The sequence below is a fragment of the Sphingomonas sp. ERG5 genome (assembly GCF_000803065.1).
GTDB lineage: Bacteria > Pseudomonadota > Alphaproteobacteria > Sphingomonadales > Sphingomonadaceae > Sphingomonas.
Genome location: NZ_JSXI01000067.1, coordinates 52,780 through 71,318, shown reverse-complemented (window position 1 = coordinate 71,318; position 18,539 = coordinate 52,780). Strand labels below are relative to the sequence as shown.

General features: G+C 64.2%; 14 protein-coding genes. 8 read left to right on the top strand and 6 right to left on the bottom strand.

Annotation, left to right across the window (positions count from 1 at the left end):
* Window positions 1-13 precede the first annotated feature (13 nt).
* The 5 genes from OO12_RS21825 to OO12_RS21805 all read left to right on the top strand — a co-directional run bounded on the left by OO12_RS21825 (window position 14) and on the right by OO12_RS21805 (window position 4,275).
* Window positions 14-631, top strand: a complete 618-nt coding sequence (locus OO12_RS21825) for a DUF4136 domain-containing protein (RefSeq protein WP_034160865.1) — start codon at window positions 14-16, stop codon at window positions 629-631.
* Window positions 628-1,773, top strand: a complete 1,146-nt coding sequence (locus tag OO12_RS21820) for a M14 family metallopeptidase (RefSeq protein ID WP_034160864.1) — start codon at window positions 628-630, stop codon at window positions 1,771-1,773. Before OO12_RS21825 ends, OO12_RS21820 begins: the two co-directional genes overlap by 4 nt.
* An 82-nt stretch (window positions 1,774-1,855) precedes the next feature.
* A complete protein-coding gene (gene gpmA, locus OO12_RS21815) occupies window positions 1,856-2,542 on the top strand; it encodes a 2,3-diphosphoglycerate-dependent phosphoglycerate mutase (RefSeq protein ID WP_034160863.1) in 687 nt (228 codons plus the stop codon).
* A 180-nt stretch (window positions 2,543-2,722) separates the two neighbouring features.
* A complete protein-coding gene (gene purE, locus OO12_RS21810; RefSeq protein WP_034160916.1) occupies window positions 2,723-3,208 on the top strand; it encodes a 5-(carboxyamino)imidazole ribonucleotide mutase in 486 nt (161 codons plus the stop codon).
* Window positions 3,205-4,275 carry a 5-(carboxyamino)imidazole ribonucleotide synthase gene (locus OO12_RS21805; RefSeq protein WP_034160862.1) on the top strand — a complete coding sequence of 357 codons (1,071 nt, stop codon included), beginning with the start codon at window positions 3,205-3,207 and terminating at the stop codon, window positions 4,273-4,275. The genes purE and OO12_RS21805 overlap by 4 nt, the downstream gene beginning before the upstream one ends.
* A gap of 241 nt (window positions 4,276-4,516) precedes the next feature.
* Here the strand turns inward: OO12_RS21805 and OO12_RS21800 are convergent, their stop codons facing one another.
* The 4 genes from OO12_RS21800 to OO12_RS21785 form a co-directional block, all read right to left on the bottom strand.
* The gene (locus OO12_RS21800; RefSeq protein WP_034160861.1) at window positions 4,517-4,819 is read right to left on the bottom strand and encodes a hypothetical protein; all 303 of its coding nucleotides are present in this window, start codon (window positions 4,817-4,819) and stop codon (window positions 4,517-4,519) included.
* Between the two features lie 37 nt (window positions 4,820-4,856).
* Window positions 4,857-7,682: a M16 family metallopeptidase gene (locus tag OO12_RS21795; RefSeq protein ID WP_034160860.1), complete on the bottom strand. Its 2,826-nt coding sequence runs from the start codon at window positions 7,680-7,682 to the stop codon at window positions 4,857-4,859.
* 95 nt (window positions 7,683-7,777) lie between these two features.
* Window positions 7,778-9,934: a penicillin acylase family protein gene (locus OO12_RS21790; RefSeq protein WP_034160859.1), complete on the bottom strand. Its 2,157-nt coding sequence runs from the start codon at window positions 9,932-9,934 to the stop codon at window positions 7,778-7,780.
* A gap of 93 nt (window positions 9,935-10,027) precedes the next feature.
* On the bottom strand, window positions 10,028-12,409 hold the full coding sequence (locus OO12_RS21785; protein ID WP_034160858.1) for a TonB-dependent receptor domain-containing protein: 2,382 nt from the start codon (window positions 12,407-12,409) through the stop codon (window positions 10,028-10,030).
* 240 nt (window positions 12,410-12,649) lie between these two features.
* On the opposite strand from OO12_RS21785, the gene clpB reads away from it, so the two are divergent.
* A complete protein-coding gene (clpB, locus tag OO12_RS21780; RefSeq protein WP_034160857.1) occupies window positions 12,650-15,229 on the top strand; it encodes an ATP-dependent chaperone ClpB in 2,580 nt (859 codons plus the stop codon).
* Here clpB and OO12_RS21775 read toward each other — a convergent pair whose 3' ends face one another.
* The gene (locus OO12_RS21775; RefSeq protein WP_235364963.1) at window positions 15,230-16,177 is read right to left on the bottom strand and encodes a TauD/TfdA family dioxygenase; all 948 of its coding nucleotides are present in this window, start codon (window positions 16,175-16,177) and stop codon (window positions 15,230-15,232) included.
* Here OO12_RS21775 and OO12_RS29190 point away from each other — a divergent pair.
* Both OO12_RS29190 and OO12_RS21770 read left to right on the top strand, forming a co-directional pair.
* Window positions 16,103-16,273 carry a hypothetical protein gene (locus OO12_RS29190; protein WP_235364964.1) on the top strand — a complete coding sequence of 57 codons (171 nt, stop codon included), beginning with the start codon at window positions 16,103-16,105 and terminating at the stop codon, window positions 16,271-16,273. The genes OO12_RS21775 and OO12_RS29190 overlap by 75 nt on opposite strands.
* Entirely contained in the window at window positions 16,270-17,238 is a 969-nt protein-coding gene (locus tag OO12_RS21770) for a hypothetical protein (RefSeq protein ID WP_034160855.1), read from the top strand. Before OO12_RS29190 ends, OO12_RS21770 begins: the two co-directional genes overlap by 4 nt.
* On the opposite strand, the gene OO12_RS21765 is transcribed toward OO12_RS21770, so the two are convergent.
* Entirely contained in the window at window positions 17,228-18,520 is a 1,293-nt protein-coding gene (locus tag OO12_RS21765; protein ID WP_082006715.1) for an aspartyl/asparaginyl beta-hydroxylase domain-containing protein, read from the bottom strand. The genes OO12_RS21770 and OO12_RS21765 overlap by 11 nt on opposite strands.
* Window positions 18,521-18,539 lie beyond the last annotated feature (19 nt).

Sequence of the window (18,539 nt, the reverse complement as noted above, 5' to 3'; positions counted from 1 at the left end):
AAGAGGCGCGCACATGAAGAACGTGGCATATGGACTGGCGATCGCGCTGGCGGCATCCTCTTTGGGCGCCTGTACCACGACGACGGCAAGTGGCCCGGTCGAGGTCACGCGCTTCCATCTCGGTGCGCCGCTCGAGCATGGCTCGCTTGCGGTCGAGCCGCTCGCCGGCGGCGGCGCGGCGAGCATCGAATTCAAGACCTATGCCGCGGCGGTTGAAACCGAACTGCTCCAGGCTGGCTTCACCACCCCGGCCCAGGGCGTCACCGCGCAATATCTCGCGGTGGTCGGCTTTACGCGCACCGCGCAGGATGTCGGGCCAGCGCGTTCGCCGGTGTCGATCGGCCTGGGCGGCGGCGTGGGCGGCGGCGGCTATCGTGGCGGCGGAGTCAGCCTGGGCGGCGGCATCTCCTTCCCGATCGGCAAGCCCAAGTCGCGTGAAATCATCCTGACCGAATTGTCGGTGCAGATTCGCCGCCGCAGCGACGGAACGGTGATCTGGGAAGGCCGTGCCCAGACCGGCGCGGACGTGCGCGCGGTCGATGCCCAGGCGAATGTCGCGGCAGGTAAATTGGCCAATGCGCTGTTCCGGGGCTTTCCGGGAGAATCGGGCCGCACTATCACGGTCAAATGAGCTCGACCCCAACGCCGACCCCGGCCAGCATCGCCATCAACGCCGCCTTTGACGGCGGCAACATCCGCGTGATCGCCATTGAGGGTGACCGAATCGACCTGGAGATCGTCAAGGATCACCAGTCCGATTTCTATCAATGGTTCTATTTCCGCGTCGCGGGGGCGAAGGGGCGCACGCTCAGCTTCCGCATCCTCAACACCGGCGATTCGGCCTATCCGGGCGGCTGGCCCGATTACAAGGTGCGCGTCTCGACCGATCGCGAGACCTGGCGGCAATCGCCGACCCGCTATGCCGGCAGCGTGCTCGAATTCGACTGGGCCGGCGAAACCGACCTGGTCTGGTTCGCCTATTTCGCGCCCTATACGATGGAACGGCATGATGCGCTGATCGCGCGCATGGCGCTCAAGCCCGGCATGACGCACCGTCAGCTCGGCACCACGATCGATGGACGGGCGATCGATTGCCTGACGATCGGGCGCGGGCCGAAGCAGGCCTGGCTCTATGCCCGCCAGCATCCCGGCGAATCGATGGCCGAATGGTGGATGGAGGGCGCGCTGGAGCGGCTGACCGACACGACCGACCCGGTGACCGCCGACTTGCTGTCCAGGGCGACCTTCCACATCGTGCCCAACATGAACCCCGACGGGACGTTCCGCGGGCATTTGCGCACCAATGCGGTGGGCGTGAACCTCAACCGCGAATGGCATGAGCCCTCGGTCGAGCGCAGCCCCGAAGTGTTGTGCGTGCGCGATGCGATGGATGCCACGGGCGTTGATTTCGCCATGGACGTGCATGGCGACGAAGCGATACCGGCGAACTTCATCGCCGGGTTCGAGGGGATTCCGTCCTGGACCGACGCGCTGGGCGAGAAATTCTACGATTTTGGCCGCCGCCTCGCCGCCCATACCGCCGATTTCCAGACCGAACTCGGTTATGGCAAATCGGGCCCGGGCAGCGCCAATCTCAGCATGTCGACCAATCAGGTTGCCGAACGCTTCGGCGCCCTCGGCATGACGCTCGAGATGCCGTTCAAGGACCATGATGCGAACGCCGATGCCGAGTTCGGCTGGTCGGCGGCGCGCAGCAAGAAGCTCGCGCATTCATGCCTTGAGGTTCTCGCGGCCATGATCGACACGCTCTGACCCATTGACGCCGTCGTGCTGAGCTTGTTTCAGCGCCCCTGCGCGGCCTGAACGATTTCAGGACGACGCCCGAAGGAACGCCATGCCCATACTCGTCCTGATCCGCCACGGCCAGTCGTCGTGGAACCTCGAAAACCGCTTCACTGGCTGGTGGGATGTCGATGTCACCGAAAAGGGCGCGGAGGAAGCGCGCGCCGCCGGTCGGCTGATGGCCGAAAAGGGCCTGGATTTCGATCAGACCTTCACCTCGCTGCAAACGCGCGCGATCAAGACGCTCAATCTCGCGCTTGAGGAAATGGGCCGGCTGTGGCTGCCGGTCGAGAAGGACTGGCGGCTCAACGAACGGCATTATGGCGGGCTGACCGGCCTGAACAAGGCCGAGACCGCAGCGCTGCACGGCGACGAGCAGGTGCATGCCTGGCGCCGCAGCTTCGACATCCCGCCACCGGTGCTCGAAGCGGGCAGCGAGTATGACCTGTCGCAGGACCGCCGCTATGCCGGCATCGCCATTCCCTCGACCGAAAGCCTGAAGGACACGATCGCGCGCGTCCTGCCCTATTGGGATGGCCGCATCGCCCCCGCGCTCAGGGCCGGGCAGCGCGTGCTGATCTCCGCGCACGGCAATTCGCTGCGCGCGCTGGTCAAGCATCTGTCGAACATCCCCGACGACGAGATCACCGCGCTGGAAATCCCCACCGGCCAGCCGATCGTCTACCAACTGGACGACGCGCTGAACGCGACCGACCGCTATTATCTGAACGAGCGCTAGGCCCTATCCGCCATTCGGACTTGTTCCGCGGCTGGCTTTACATGGGCAAGGCTTCGCCGGGGCAGCGCTCATCTCCTGTCCAGCGCGAATATGGACAAGTCCGGGCGCGCCTTGCGTGCACGGTTGCCCTCCCCCGATCCCGCCGCTAGTCAGGCCGCTCCTTTGGGACGGGGCATGGATATGGCGGATACGCCACTCATCGGCATCATCATGGGCAGCACCTCCGATTGGGAGACGATGCGCCATGCCGCCGCCATCCTCGACACGCTTGGCGTACCGCATGAAACCAAGGTCGTTTCCGCGCACCGCACCCCACAGCGCCTTTACGACTATGCCACCGGCGCCGCCGGACGCGGCCTGAAGGTCGTTATCGCCGGCGCGGGCGGCGCGGCGCATCTGCCGGGCATGGCGGCATCGATGACGCATTTGCCGGTGCTCGGCGTACCGGTGGAAAGCGCCGCGTTGAAGGGCGTGGACAGCCTGTATTCGATCGTCCAGATGCCCGGCGGCGTCCCCGTCGGCACGCTGGCGATCGGCAAGGCCGGCGCAATCAATGCCGGCCTGCTCGCGGCATCGATCCTCGCGCTCGGCGATACCGCCTTGAGCGAGCGGCTCCAGGCCTGGCGCGCGGCACAGACCGATAACGTGGCGACCGACCCGGCATGACGGTGCTTCCGCCCGGTTCCACCATCGGCATCCTCGGCGGCGGCCAGCTCGGGCGGATGCTCGCGGTCGCCGCGGCCCAGCTCGGCTATCATACGCGCGTGCTCGCCCCCGATGCCGAGAGCGTCGCGGCACAGACGGCGTCGAGCTTCACCCGCGCCGATTATCACAGCCGTATCGTGCTCGACGAATTCGCCGCCGCCTGCGACGTGGTGACCTATGAGTTCGAGAACATCGCGCTCGAACCGGTCGAGTATCTCGCCGCCAAAGTGCCGGTGCATCCCGCGCCGGGCGCGCTCGGGGTCGCGCAGGACCGTGCGGTGGAAAAGGCGTTCGTCGGGAAGATCGGCGGCCGTACCGCGCCCTGGGCCGCGGTGGCGACGCTCGATGAGCTGAAGGCGGCGATCGACACGATCGGCTGTCCGGCGATCCTCAAGACGCTGCGGCTGGGCTATGACGGCAAGGGCCAGGTACGGCTCACCTCTCCCGCCGACGCCGAACAGGCGTGGCAAGCGATTGGCCAGCGCCCGGCGATCCTCGAAGGGTTCGTGACCTTCAGCCATGAATTCTCGATCCTGCTCGCACGGTCACCCAATGGGTCGATGGTCAGCTATCCTCCGCCCTGGAACGAGCATCAGGACGGCGTGCTGGCGCGCTCGACCTTGCCGGCACCGGCCGAGATCGCGGCACAATGGAGTGAAGCGGCGGCACTCACCGGCCGGATCGCCGACACGCTCGACTATGCCGGCATCCTGGCCTGCGAGTTCTTCGCCAGTCCGGATGGCCCGGTGTTCAACGAGATGGCGCCACGCGTGCACAATTCCGGCCACTGGACGATCGAGGGCGCGGCCTGTTCGCAGTTCGAGAACCATATCCGCGCGATCTGCGGCCTGCCGCTTGGCGATACCGGCCTTACCGCCGCCAAGGTGGCGATGGAGAACCTGATTGGCCACGATGCCGATCGCTGGGCCGAAATCCTCGCCGAACCCGGCGCGCATCTGCATCTCTACGGCAAGGAAACCCGCCTCGGTCGCAAGATGGGCCATGTCACGCGGCTCCTGCGCGACTAGAGCGGCATCAGGGTGGGATGACATTTGATTGAACCACCCGGTCATTCCCGCGACCGCGGGAATCCCGCTTCTTCTTCTCAGTGCGGGGCAAGGCAGCGGGATACCCGCTTTCGCGGGTATGACGAAGAAGAGTTACCTGACGTCATCTGGCTCTCGTCGATCAAGCCGGATCGACCGCGCCAATGAAAAAGGGCCCGCCACATTGGTGGCGAGCCCTTCATTCACGTCGGTAAGCGGCCGATCAGGCGGCGCGCGTTCCCGTCAACGGGAAGCTGCCGAACGCGCCTGCAGCGACGCTGCCGGAGATCGTGTCGCCATCGACCGTCGCGGTGCAATCGAGCGTCATCGGCATCGGCACGACAATGCTCATCTTCCACTTCAGCGTGTTGCCATCGAGCACGCCGTCAGTGATGTCGACCGAGCCCTGCGCGCCGGTGTTGCTGCCGGTCCAGCCGGCGCCATCGCTCTTGACGACCAGCGTGGCCTTCTGATCGCCTAGCGGCGACTTCACTACGGTATCCCAGGTGCCATCAACATCGGCCATTTCGTCTCTCCTCAACTCGGATTGGTTGGTCTGTGGATCACTTCACGCCCGCGATGGACGCGGCGGGCACCACCTCGACCGGCAGCCCAAGGCTGTCAAGCTGAGGGCGGACCGTCTTGGCGTCGCCGACCACCACCCAGATGAAGCTCTTGGGGTCGATTGTCGCGCGTGCCGCAGCGTCAAGCTGGCTCTGCGTCATCGCACGATATTTTTGCGTGATCGTGGCATAATAGTCGTCCGGGCGCTTGTAGAGGTCGTTGGTCTGCATCGCGCCCAGCACATCGCCCGAGGTTTCGAAGCTGCCGGCGAGTTCGCGAGTCTTGCCGGTGATGGTGCGGTCGAACTCCGCTTTGGTCAGGCCCTTGGTGGTCAGGAACTCACCCACTTGCTGGCGAATCGCGGCGATCGACGCGCCGGTCTTGTCGGCCTGGACCGGCGCCGAGACGATATAGGGCGCGGCGTTCTGCGAGCGGCTGAAATTACCCGAAGCGCCATAGGTCCAGTGCTTCTCTTCGCGCAGATCCATGTTGATCCGCGACAGGAAGCTGCCGCCAAGCGTGTCATTGGCGGTAATCACCGGCAGCAGTTCCGCGGTGCCCTTGAGGCTGTTGGGCGCGGCGCCAAGGATCAGCGATTGCGGCGAATCGGGGCGATCGATCAGCAGGATCTTCGGCGCCGATGGCTTGGAGACCACGCTGAAATTCTTGACCCCGGCAGCACCGACGCCCTTCCAGCCGCCGAAGCGTTGATCGAGCGCCACCTTCACCTCGGCGAGTGGGCGATCGCTGACCACGAAGATCTTCGCCTTTTCCGGGCGCAGCCAGGCGTGCTGGAAGGCGATCAGATCGTCGCGCGTCAGCGCCGCGACCGCAACCGGATCGCCGCGACCCGATGACTTGGCGTAAGGCGAAGCCGGGCCATAAACGAGCTTGGGCAACGCGCGCCCGGCAAGCCCGCTGGGATTGGTCAGTTCCGACGCGATCGCCGCCAGTTGCTGGTTCTTCAGCCGCGCCACCTCATCGGGCGCGAAGGCCGGGTTCAACGTCACATCGGCGAACAGATCGAGCGCCGCGCCAAGATTTGGGCTCGGCGCGGAGAGCGACAAATAGGTCCGGTCGAGGCTCGCTCCGGTACCGATCTCCGCACCGAGCCGCTCGCGCGCCTCGGCGATGGCGATCGAATCCCTGGTCGTCGTGCCTTCGTCGAGCATGCCGAGCGTCAGTTGCTGCGTGCCGAGCTTGGTCGCGGGGTCGGCGGCGACGCCGGCGTCGAAGCTGATCACCGCGCGCGTGATCGGCACGGCATTGCGCTGCGCATAGATCAGCTCGATGCCGTTGCTGAGCCGGGCGCGTTCGACCTTGGGGAAATCGAGATCGGCAATCGTGCCGACTGCGGGCATATCGCCACGCGTGCCCTTGAACGGTGCGCCCTCCGCCACATCAGCCTTTTCCTCGGGCGCCTTCGCCTCGTCATAGGCGGTGCGCGCGCCGGGTTCGACGGTCAGCGCATAGACCGGTCGCGTCAGCCAGGTCTTCATCGCTGCCTTGACGCTGTCAGGCGTCTCGGCCGCGAGCGTCGCGAGTTGCTTCTTGTAGAAGCCCGCATCGTCCGAATAGAGCGCACCTTGCGCCAGGGCGACGGCCTTGCCGCCAAAACCGCCGACTGATTCCAGCCCCTCGATACGGTCACTGACTTCGCCGGTCGTTACGCGCTGCACTTCATCGGCGGTCGGGCCATTTTTGATGAAATCGGCAACAATTTCGTCAAGCCGCTTGGCGACCAATGCCGGATCGACTCCGGGACGCACATCGGCACTGACTTCGAACGTGCCGATCTGAGCAAAGGTCTGGTTGCCCGCCGTCACGGCCACGGCAAGCTTCTCCTTGCGCACCAGCGCATTGTCGAGCCGTGAACTGGCCAGTCCGCCAAGCACGCCGGCGGCAACGTCGAGCGCCGTTGCATCCTTGTTGTCGAGCCCCGGCACGGCCCAGATCCGCATGATACGGGTCGTCGCGACCCGATCCTTCATCACTTCGACCTTGGCTGCGGGCAGAGTCGGCACCGGTGCCGCGGGACGGACCGTCTTGGTGCCCGCAGGAATGGCGCCGAAATATTTCTCGATCAACGGCCGCGCGGTGGCCGTGTCGACATCGCCTGCCAGGACGATAATCGCATTGTTCGCGCCATAATGGTCGCGGAACCAGTTCTTCACATCCGACAGGCTCGCGGCATCGAGATCGGCCATCGATCCGATCGTGTCATGGCCGTAAGGATGGTCGGCGGGAAACAACGCCGCGGTCTTGGCATAATCGACCAGGCCATAAGGCTGATTGTCGCCCTGGCGCTTCTCATTCTGCACCACGCCGCGCTGCACATCGAGCACATGCTGCGTCACCGCACCGAGCAGATAGCCCATGCGGTCGCTTTCGAGGAACAGCGCGCTTTCCAGTGCGGGGGTCGGCACCGTCTCGAAATAATTGGTCCGGTCGTACCAGGTGGTGCCGTTATAGTCGGTCGCGCCGATCTGTTTCAGCGGCTCGAAGAAGTCGCCCGGCGCATTCTCGCTGCCGTTGAACATCAGATGCTCGAACAAATGGGCAAAGCCGGTCTTGCCCTTGGGCTCATGCTTCGAGCCGACGTCATACCACACCGACACCGCGACGACCGGCGCCTTGCGGTCGGTATGGATGATGACGCGCAGTCCGTTCTTGAGCGTGAATTCCTCGTACGGAATATCGACTTGCTTGACGAGATCGGCGACCGGCGCGGGCTTGGCGGCCGCGGCAGCATCAGGCGCGGCGAGTGCGGGGGTTGTGAGCGCGAACAGCGCCACGCCGGAAAGCGCGAAAATCTTGGCAGTCATCGGGGAGAATCCTTGGCTTAAGACCGTTATGTGACACAATAACACTGAAACGATCCGGTGCAATCGAACCAGCCTGTCCTTTCCATCCGTTCCGGTCAGGGTCGATAGACTCGCTCGACATTGCCGCGCAGCGACGCCGGCGCGAAGCGCACCGGTTTGAACTTGTGCGCAACGAACAACGGCGCCTGGTCGGCATAATGCGGCGAATCCGGCCGCGTCGTCGCTGCGCCATAGGGCTGAATCGAGCGGGAGCTGACTCGCCCGCCCTTGTCCCATTCGACGAACATCACGAAACTGTCGCCATGGTTGACCACCAGCCGCCCATCGGGCGCTTCGTCCCAGGTCGACGCGGCGCGCAGCACGTCAGGCGCACCATCCAGCGGCAAGTCGACCTTGCCCTGGCGCAATCTGAGCACGGTGCCGAGCGGCGGATCGATCCGCCCGAAATGCGTGGTCAAATAGGCAGCGGCCTTGCCCAGTTCCTCGCGCGGATCGAGTCGCGGCGCGCGGCGATAATGCCATTTCTGCCCCGCTCTCAACAGGATCGCGGCCAACGCATCGGCCGGGTTCCTGCCGTCGAAGTTCCAGTCCCATTTCGCCATCAGCGCCTTGGCGTCGACCAGGGCGCGATCGCCCTTCGCATCGACCGCCGCGAGATCGGCATACCATTTCGCCGCCCAGCTGAGCTTACTCACCCCGGTGTCGAACTTGATCCGCTCCAGATCGGCACGGCTGATCGATGGGTTCGCGCCCATCAGTTCGATCGCGCGCGTGCCGCGATTGGTGGTGTCGGTCTCGATCCCGAGCAGTGGCGAATAGTCGCCTGGGTTGATCTCCGACCCTGCCCCCGCCGCCTGATAGGGCGTGTTGTTGGCGTTGATCAGGAAACCCGATGCCGGGTTCACGTTGCGCGGCACCCGCGCCCAGGGCACCGTCCCCGCCATCAGGTCGCGTGAGGTATCGCCCGGCAACACGGTCGAATAGTCGAATCCCGGCTTACGGTTGGGGAAGCTCGCATTGTAGAAATAGGCGATGTTCCCCTTGGCGTCGCCATAGAGGAAATTGGTCGCCGAGACCCCCTGGATCGCCAGCGCCTTCTGCCATTCGGCAAAGTCGCGCGCCCTGGTCAGGCGATAATATTCCTCGATCATCCGCACCTGATCGGCCCCGGCGTAGCGCATCGCGAACGCACCGCTCTTGTTGATGATGACCGGCCCCTGCACGGCGCGGTAGACCATCTTCGGGATTGGCAGCACGAACGGTCCGAACTTCACATGCAGCCACACCCGCGTCCGTTGCAGCGGCAGCCATTTCCCGTCGAAGCGGTACTGCGTGCCGGCGGCATCGAGCACCAGCTTATAGACGTCGGTCAGGTCGGGCCGGTTGACCGTGTTGGTCCAGCCAAGCGTCTCGTTATGTCCCAGCACCGGGAACGGCACGCCCGGAAAAGTCGCGCCGGCGAAATTCCAGCCCTGCCCGGAATGGACAACCAGTTCATACCAGGTGACTGGCCCACGCCATGGCTGATGCGAGTTCGACACGAGGCGCGTGAAGCCGTCAGCCGACCGGCTGGGCGCGACGATGAATGCATTCGATCCGTTCTGATTGCCGTCACCGGCACTCTGCGCACCCGCCGGAATCGCCGCGGGATCGGGCGAATCCGGCGTCGGCCCGGCGCTTTCCTTCGGCAATGGCGTATCGCCGGACAAGGCGCCCAGCACTTGGTCGAGCCCGAAGAAGAATGGCGTCCTGAGCACGAAGCCGGTGGCAATATCGCGTCCATCGACCGGGAAGAGCCGGGACAATCGCACTTCGCCCGGATGCCGCTCGGCATAGCGGTTCAAACCGGATGCATAGCCGTCGAGCAGCGCGCGGACATCGGCGGGTTGTTTTGCATAGTCGCGATCGACCGTCTCGCGGGCGCCGAGCAGGTGCAGCGCATAATCGACCTTTGCGCCATCCGCGCCAGTCATCGCGCCAAGTCGCCCGCGCGACATGGCGACCGCTTCCTGCAACGTCGAGAAATCATCCTCGGCATGCGCATAGGCCACGCCATAGGCGACATCCGCATCGGTCTTGCCGAAGATGTGCGGTACGCCGAACGTGTCGCGCGCGATGACGCTGGCATAATTGTGCATTGGCGGCGGTGCCGGCGTCTCGGCGAGAAGCGGTTCCCACACAGCCAGCCCGATCGCCATCAGGACGAGAAGCGCGGTGAGACCAAGCGCGCCGATCTTCAAGACTCTGCGCATTGCCGTCCTCCCCGCTTTATGATTTGCGGGCACGGTACAGCAGGCGGAATGCTTCTCAACCCCTCCCGGTGCGGGAGGGGTTGAGAAGGTGGATCAGAGCCCGGCCTTGAGTGTCACGAACACCTGGCGCGGTGCGCCGATCAGGAGCGTCTGGCTATCGCCCTTCTGGACGAAACCGTTCGAACCAATCGTCGCGATATAGTTCTTGTCGAGCAGGTTGGTGCCATTGACCTGCAATTCGACCTGGCGATCCCCGGCGACCTTCATCCGCACGCCGACCGTCGCGTCGAACAACACCCGTGCCGGCACGGACTGGTCGTTGCTGTAGGAGAAGTAGCGCTTGCTCATGTAATTGGCGCCGAGCCGGCCGAAGAACAGGTTGCTGTCATAGGTCAGCTCGCCCGAGGCGATATGCTTCGGTGCGTCGACCACCGTCTTGCCCTTGATGCCCACGCCACCGACCAATGACCCATCGGCGTTGAACACGTCGTTGCGATAGGTCGAGTTGTTATAGGCATAGGATGCGAACGCCCCGAACCCGCCGGGCAGCTTGACCTGTCCGGTCGCCTCAATGCCGTATGAACGAACGCCGCCGACATTCTGCAGGATTGCAGGGTTGCCAAGAATCCCCGCGCCATTGGCAAAAGCCAGCAAGCGGTTGCGGAAATCGATATAATAGCCGCTGAGCGAACCGGTGAAGATGCCCGAACGTCCGCGCGCACCAAGTTCATAGGTGTCCGAGGATTCGGGCTTGAGATCGCCGAGCTTGCTGAAACCGGCCTGGCTGGTCGCCAGCGGCCCGTTGGTGGCGGCGGCAACAAAGGCACGGGTCACCTGCGTGAAACCGCCGAACAGCTCGGCGCGCTCACTCAGCTTGTACGTGAAGCCGGCATGCGGCTGGAACCAGTCGGTGGTCTTGACCTTGCCGGTCGCGAGCGGCCCGGCAATGATCGCATCCGAGCTGCCGCGGACATCGAAGCCCTTCCAGCCAAGATTGATGGTCAGATCACCGATCGCGATCTTGTCCTCGACATAATATTGCACGGTGTCGGTCTTGTAGCGCAGGTCCCATTGCGTCGCGAACGCGCCGCTCTGGAACTCAAGCGCAGTGCGTGTCGGTACGATACGGCTGTCGAGCCCATAGAAGCGACGTGCCTGGCGCAGATCGTTGCGCTCGTACCAGGCCCCCACGGTGATGTCGCCGAATGCGCCCAGATCGGTACCAAGCGATCCGAACACGCCCTTGCGGTGCATATTATATTCGGTCGTCCGGACCGAGATCGGCACGCCGGAAGGCGATGGCACATAAGGCGTGAACCAGATGCCCTGGCCGCGATTGTCGTGATAATAGGCCTTGAGCTGGCCATGAATCTTCGCGTCCTTGCGGGTCTCGATACCAAGCGAGGCGACATAATCGTTCCGCAGGCCCGCCGCGTCGTAATAGGCATCGTCGATGGAGCCGAATGGCGCCGGGAAAACCTTGCCTGCGGACGGGTTGGACGGGGCGAGCCCAGTGATGTCCGACAAGCCGTCGGCCCCCGGCGCACCAGTCGTGTTGTTTACATTATCGATATTGTTCGCAACATCGGCAACCCGCACGGCGAGCGGATATTGGCCAGTGATGTTGTCCCAGCGATAGCCAAGCCGCTTGATCATATCGAGCGACATGTCCTGATAATCTTCCTCGCGGCGCTCCGAATAATTGAAGGTGCCGACCACGCGCAAGTCCGTGGTGACCGGTGCGATGAACTTGGCATTGACCTGGTTCTGGCGCTGCGCGCCGCGGCCCTTCCATTTGCCGGTGTCGAGATAGCTGTACGACACATAGGCGCTGGGACCGTTGTCGCCGAGTTCGCCGGTGTCGAGGCGGCCAAAGGCGTGGACCGTGTTGCTGCTGCCATAAGTACCATTGAGCGACAGGCCGAAATCGGATTTCGGATCGGACGAGAAGAATTCGATCGTGCCGCCGAGATTATTGGTCGCCTGAGTCCCGAGCGAGCCTGAGCCCTGCGACACACGCGTTTCGCCGATATTCTCCGAGCTGATCGCGCGGCTGATATGCAGGCCGTTGGTGTTGCCATAGGTGCCGTCGCCAAGCGGAATGCCGTCGAGCGTGAAGCCGATCTGATTCTGGTTGAAACCACGGATCGAGACGCGCTGCGACCATTCATAGGCGCCGAAGGGGTCGGCCGACTGGAAGTTCACACCGGGCAGTTTCTGGATCGCCTTGAGCGGGCTGGTGCCCGGCGCCAGGATCGAGATGTCATCCTGGCCCAAACGCTGCACCTGGCGGGTCTCACCACGGCCGATGACGATGATATCGCCCTCGGGGGCATTTGCCTCGGGCTCGGCCGGGCCGGAGTCGGCGGCTGGCGCAACCGGTGCAGCAGCGACATCATCAGCGACGGCAGCATTGGCGACGAGCGGCCAGCCAAGCGCGGTGCCGGCAAGCAGGCAAGCGGTGAGAACACGCATTATGAAATCCCCTTGGGCAGAGCGAGGCGCGCAGTTGCGCGTCGCTCGCCGCCTAGGCTTTGTGCGTTGCACAATTACGCAGGCGCGATGACAGTTCGATGCCAGTTGCATGGCGTATTCGAGACATCTTGCAGCGCGCGATGCGTTACGCTCCAATCATCACGGCAAAGCGGCGGCCGGACGGGTTGTGTTGCATAAGTGCAACACTATATCGCACGAGCAAGTGAAGATGGGAGCAACATGAACCTCGAGAAATTCACCGACCGCGCCAAGGGCTTCCTGCAATCGGCGCAGACCGTCGCGATCCGCATGAGCCACCAGCGCATTGCGCCCGAGCATCTGTTGAAAGCGCTGCTGGAAGATGAGCAGGGCATGGCGGCGGGTTTGATTGCCGCGGCGGGCGGCGATGCGAAGCGCGCGGTGAGTGAAACCGATCTCGCCTTGTCGAAGATCCCGGTCGTGTCGGGCGGCGGTGCCCAGCAGACCCCCGGGCTCGATAACGACGCAGTGCGCGTGCTTGACCAGGCGGAACAGATCGCCGCCAAGGCGGGCGACAGCTTCGTTACGGTCGAACGGCTGCTGGTTGCGCTTGCCCTGTCGCTCAACACTGCCGCGGGCAAGGCGCTGCAGGCGGCGGGGGTTCGCGCCGATGCGCTCAACACCGCGATCAACACGGTGCGCGGCGGGCGTACTGCCGACAGCGCGGGAGCGGAGGACCGCTTCGATGCGCTGAAGAAATTCGCCCGCGACCTGACTCAGGCAGCGCGCGACGGCAAGCTCGATCCGGTCATTGGCCGCGACGAGGAGATTCGCCGCACGATCCAGATTCTCGCACGGCGCACCAAGAACAACCCGGTGCTGATCGGCGAACCCGGCGTCGGCAAGACCGCGATCGCCGAGGGCCTCGCGCTGCGCATTGCCAATGGCGATGTGCCCGACACGTTGAAGGACCGTCGCCTGATGTCGCTCGACATGGGCAGCCTGATCGCCGGCGCGAAATATCGTGGCGAGTTCGAAGAGCGGCTGAAGGGCGTGCTCGATGAAGTCAAATCGGCCGACGGCGATATCGTCCTGTTCATCGACGAGATGCACACGCTGATCGGCGCGGGCAAATCCGAAGGCGCGATGGACGCGTCGAACCTGCTCAAGCCGGCGCTCGCGCGCGGCGAGCTGCATTGCGTCGGTGCGACCACGCTCGACGAGTATCGCAAGCATGTCGAAAAGGATCCGGCCCTGCAGCGGCGCTTCCAGCCGGTGTTCGTCGGCGAACCGACGGTCGAGGACACGATCTCGATCCTGCGCGGATTGAAGGAGAAATATGAGCTGCACCACGGGGTGCGCATCACCGATGCGGCGATCGTCGCCTCGGCGACACTCGGCAACCGCTACATCACCGATCGCTTCCTGCCCGACAAGGCGATCGACCTGATGGACGAGGCGGCAAGCCGCATCCGCATGGAAGTGGAATCCAAGCCCGAGGAAATCGAGACGCTCGACCGGCGGATCATCCAGCTCAAGATCGAACGCGAGGCCTTGAAGCGCGAAAGTGACGCCGCGTCGCGCGACCGGCTCGCGACGCTGGAGGGCGAGCTCGCCAATCTCGAACAGCAATCCGCCGAACTGACCACGCGCTGGCAGGCGGAAAAGGACAAGATCTCGGCCGAGGCCAAGGTCAAGGAGAAGCTCGACGCCGCACGGCTCGAACTCGACCAGGCGCAACGTGCCGGCGATCTCGCCAAGGCGGGCGAGCTGTCCTACGGCACGATCCCGCAATTGCAGCGCCAGCTCGACGAGGCGGCTGGCGCGACCAAGGGCGCGATGCTGCGCGAGGAAGTGACCGCCGACGACATTGCCGGCGTGGTCAGCCGCTGGACCGGCATTCCGGTCGATCGGATGCTGGAGGGCGAGCGCGCCAAGCTGCTTGGCATGGAAGAAGCGATCGGCAAGCGCGTGATCGGCCAGCAACAGGCCGTGCGCGCCGTATCGACCGCGGTACGTCGCGCGCGTGCCGGACTACAGGAAGCAAATCGTCCGCTTGGGTCTTTCCTGTTTCTCGGGCCAACGGGTGTCGGCAAGACCGAATTGACCAAGGCGCTGGCCGAATTTCTGTTCGACGACCCGTCGGCAATGGTGCGCATCGACATGAGCGAGTTCATGGAGAAGCATGCCGTCGCCCGGCTGATCGGTGCGCCTCCCGGCTATGTCGGCTATGAGGAAGGCGGCGTGCTGACCGAAGCGGTGCGGCGCCGGCCCTATCAGGTCATCCTGTTCGACGAAGTCGAGAAGGCGCATGGCGATGTCTTCAACATCCTGCTCCAGGTGCTCGACGATGGCCGCCTGACCGACGGGCAGGGCCGCACGGTCGATTTCTCCAACACGCTGATCATCCTGACCTCGAATCTGGGCAGCCAATATCTCACCAACCTGGCCGATGGTCAGCCGGTGAGCGATGTCGAGCCGCAAGTGATGGAGATCGTGCGCGGCCATTTCCGCCCCGAATTCCTCAACCGGCTCGACGAGATCATCCTGTTCCATCGCCTCGGCCAGGGCGAGATGGCGCCGATCGTCGATATCCAGGTCAGCCGGATCGGCAAGCTGCTTGCCGATCGCAAGGTCACGCTCGACCTGACCGATGCCGCGCGGGCATGGCTGGGACGGGTCGGTTATGATCCGGTCTATGGCGCCCGGCCGCTGAAGCGGGCGGTGCAGCGGTACCTGCAGGACCCGCTCGCCGATCTCATCCTGCGCGGCGAGGTGAAGGACGGCGCGACGGTCAAGGTCGATGAGGGTGATGGGGCGCTGAAACTGACCGTCGCCTGATCAATCCCCCGGCAATTCCTGGTAGCGCGGGTGATCGGGCCGCAACGGCGGCTCGAAATCCTCGCGCCGCCAGATCGGGTTCACCGGCTCCTCGGGATTGGGAATCGCGAAGTTGAGATAGCCGAAATAGGTCAGGATCAACCGTTCGCCAGGATCGATGATCTCGGTTCGCCCATGCAGGAATCGCGTGTTGTCGAGCATCAGCACATCGCCCGGGCGCCACCCGATCTCGACGCTCAACCGATCACCGGTTGCCTTGATTGCCTGCAACCATGATTCGGGCATCGGATGCCCATCGTCGAGGACCGGATGATCGGGCCGGCCGTGGTTGAAACGCGCGAACAGCAGGAAATTGCCGAATGCCGGTGCGTCGATGAACATCGGTTTGTGCAGCGCGGGGCGTGTGAAAACGCGGACGATACCGGTGTCGGGATAGCGGCGGAAGAAATAAGGACATTGCGGCGGTGGTGCGGCAATCTGCGCATCGGTCGGGTTCGACGTACCGAGCCAGTATTTGAGCAATGAAGGCCAGGTCGGCTTGATGTAGAGCAGGCGCCGCGGCTCCATCAAGCGGCGCAAAGCTTCGGGCATGTGATGCACCATTGCGACCCCGTCGCAGATTACAGTCTGGCCGCCTCGGCTGGGGGCCGCGAGGCATCCGAAAAAGGCCACGTCGGGCTTCCACGGCTCGCGCGACAATTCGGGATGGAGCGCAAAGGCCGTTGTGCCACGATCAACCGTATGCACGTTCGCCGCCGGGTCGACCGGGGCCCGCCCAGGGCTTTCATTGACCACGGACGTACTGCAAAACTGTTTCGAAAACCCGCCGAAATCAACGACATCGATCCCAAAACCACGGAATAATATCGCGCCATGCGCCTTGTAGAGATCGATGATCAGGTCCGGGTCAACATCGGCAATCTTTTGTTCGTTCGCCGGTTGGACCACGACATGGGGCTGACCGGACTTTGGGAGATCGACATGCGGCATGATTGCGTCAGGATAGCCGCACTGGAAACCCCAGGCTATAGCGATGCGCAATGACCCTGACGCTCGACGACCTGTTCGCCTCGCCCGATCACTATCTCCATTCGTTCGATGGGGACGAAGCGCTGTTCATGCCGATGGATCGCGCCGCTTATCATCGATCGATCTTCCTCGACGATCGCATCTCGCCTGCTGCCGATCAGTCGATGAAGCTCCCGGTGGCGGCGCTTATACGGGAATCGCGAACCCCGGCGCCGACTGGCTGGATCTTCCACGTGGCGCATTGCGGCTCCACCCTGCTCGCGCGCGCGCTTGACGACCCGGAAGCCAGTCTGGTGCTGCGCGAGCCCCGGGCATTGCGCCAGACGGCCTTCAATCCTGACGCCAAGCGGCTTGCCCTCGTTACGGCGATGATCGGCAAGCGCTATCGCGCCGATGCACCTACGCTGGTCAAGGCGAACGTACCGGTGAACTTCCTGCTGCCGCAACTGGCGGAGACGGACCCCGAGGCGCGCGCCATCATGCTGTATCTCCCGCTACGCGGATATCTGCTGGCAATTCTGCGCAACGACAATCACCGGACCTGGCTGCGCAATGTCACGAGCCAGCTTGCCCCATATCTCGGCGATCTATCGCAGCTGAGTGACGCGGAACTCGCGGCAGCGCTGTGGCTCGCCCAGGTCGATGGCTTCACCAAGGCATTAGGGCGCATGCCGCACGCCCGGACCCTCGATGCGGAGACCTTCTTCGCGGAGCCATCTATGGTGCTGAAGGCGGCCACACGGCATTTCGGCATACCGATATCCGATGCCATAGTGGACACGACCGTCGCCGGCCCGCTGTTCGCCACTTATTCGAAGAACCCGTCACTGCCGTTCGACAATGCCGCGCGGATCGCGCGCCGCGCCGAAGTGGAGCAAGCGATCGCCGCCGAACTCGATGTCGCCGAGGCGTGGGTCGCCCGCCACGCCGCCAGCCCCTCACCCGAGGCTGCGCTGGTCGAATCGGCACTCATTCGCTGAGGTTGATCGCCGCTATCGGCGCGCCCTTTGCCTCCGCTGCCACGGCGTAGAAACGGCGCAGCAGGTCGCGCTCGACCGGCGCGATATAGGGGTTCCACACATCGAAGATCAGGATCGCCCGGACCTGGTCGGATCGATTCCAGGCCTCATGTTCAATCGTGTCGTCGAACGCCCAGGCCTGACCGGCCTGCCACGCCCGCGTCTCGCCACCGACCCGGAAAGTACAGCCCGGCGGAACGATCAGTGGCAGATGGATGATGGAGCGCACATTGCTCACGCCAGTATGCGCGGGGAGATGTGCGCCCGGCCTGAGCAGCGAGAAAAACACGGTCGGCGTGCGCCCGGGCAAATCCGACAATGGCAGTGCCTCGACGGCAGCCGCGGTGCGGGGCACCCGCGCGCACACCGCATCGTCACGCCGCCCATCCTTCCACAGATGCATCGCGCCCCAATCGAGCGAATGGTCAAGCGGCGACCATTTATTGGTCGGTGTGCCCGGCTCCATTGCGACATAGGGACGAATCGCCGCGGCATCCTCGGCCAGAACCGCCTCGAGCTCGGCACGGATGACCTCGGTCTGCGCCTCGATCGCCTCGATCCAGGGGAAATGTTCGCGCGCGAAAAACTCGTCGGCGGGCAGGAACGGAAAGTGCATCCCGGCACAATGGTTGGCGTAGATTTCACGCCGGCCCAGCGCGTGATCGATACAGGCGTCGAATCGACGGAGCGCCGCCGGGGCGACAGTGCCGCGCGCCGCCGCCAGCCCCTGGTCGACGGCACCGGCAAATCCTTCGCGCTGCCGGACGACATAGTCGCGGGCGCGCTCCAGCATGATGTCGAGCGCGGGCGAGCGCTCCTCGATCATCGGCGCCATCGCCAGCACGCCATTCCAACGGTCCGCAGCCCCCGCTTCGTCGCCCCGCCGCTCCAGCAGTTCGGCCATCCTAACGAGCGCCATGAAGTGACGCTGATCGATCGACAAAGCGCCGCGTAGCGCCTCTTCCTCACCCGCGTCGTCGCGCTGTTCCCGCTTTGCCTTGGCGAGATTCATCCAAAGCTCCGGCGCGCTGGAATCCGCAGCGATAGCACGCCGCAACAACGCCTCGGACTCCGCGAATTCGCCCTGCGCCAGTGCATGCAGCCCCAGCGCATTCAGCGCCAATGGCTGTTCGCCCGCACGTGCGACAACTTCGCGAAACAACCGGGCGGCTTCTTCACCCCGGCCGGCGCGGCGTTCCTGCACCGCCGTCGTAATCATCTGCTGAATTTGCGCCTGGTCCATCCGAACTGCATATCGACGC

Bases quoted from the DNA above. Each gene is read 5' to 3' on its own strand.
- purE (WP_034160916.1), top strand. From the start codon at position 2,723: ATGGCGGATACGCCACTCATCGGCATCATCATGGGCAGCACCTCCGAT.
- OO12_RS21820 (WP_034160864.1), top strand. From the start codon at position 628: ATGAGCTCGACCCCAACGCCGACCCCGGCCAGCATCGCCATCAACGCC.
- OO12_RS21785 (WP_034160858.1), bottom strand. From the start codon at position 12,409: ATGCGTGTTCTCACCGCTTGCCTGCTTGCCGGCACCGCGCTTGGCTGG.
- OO12_RS21795 (WP_034160860.1), bottom strand. From the start codon at position 7,682: ATGACTGCCAAGATTTTCGCGCTTTCCGGCGTGGCGCTGTTCGCGCTC.
- gpmA (WP_034160863.1), top strand. From the start codon at position 1,856: ATGCCCATACTCGTCCTGATCCGCCACGGCCAGTCGTCGTGGAACCTC.
- OO12_RS21805 (WP_034160862.1), top strand. From the start codon at position 3,205: ATGACGGTGCTTCCGCCCGGTTCCACCATCGGCATCCTCGGCGGCGGC.
- OO12_RS21770 (WP_034160855.1), top strand. From the start codon at position 16,270: ATGACCCTGACGCTCGACGACCTGTTCGCCTCGCCCGATCACTATCTC.
- OO12_RS29190 (WP_235364964.1), top strand. From the start codon at position 16,103: ATGCGCCTTGTAGAGATCGATGATCAGGTCCGGGTCAACATCGGCAAT.
- OO12_RS21790 (WP_034160859.1), bottom strand. From the start codon at position 9,934: ATGCGCAGAGTCTTGAAGATCGGCGCGCTTGGTCTCACCGCGCTTCTC.
- OO12_RS21825 (WP_034160865.1), top strand. From the start codon at position 14: ATGAAGAACGTGGCATATGGACTGGCGATCGCGCTGGCGGCATCCTCT.
- OO12_RS21800 (WP_034160861.1), bottom strand. From the start codon at position 4,819: ATGGCCGATGTTGATGGCACCTGGGATACCGTAGTGAAGTCGCCGCTA.
- OO12_RS21765 (WP_082006715.1), bottom strand. From the start codon at position 18,520: ATGGACCAGGCGCAAATTCAGCAGATGATTACGACGGCGGTGCAGGAA.
- clpB (WP_034160857.1), top strand. From the start codon at position 12,650: ATGAACCTCGAGAAATTCACCGACCGCGCCAAGGGCTTCCTGCAATCG.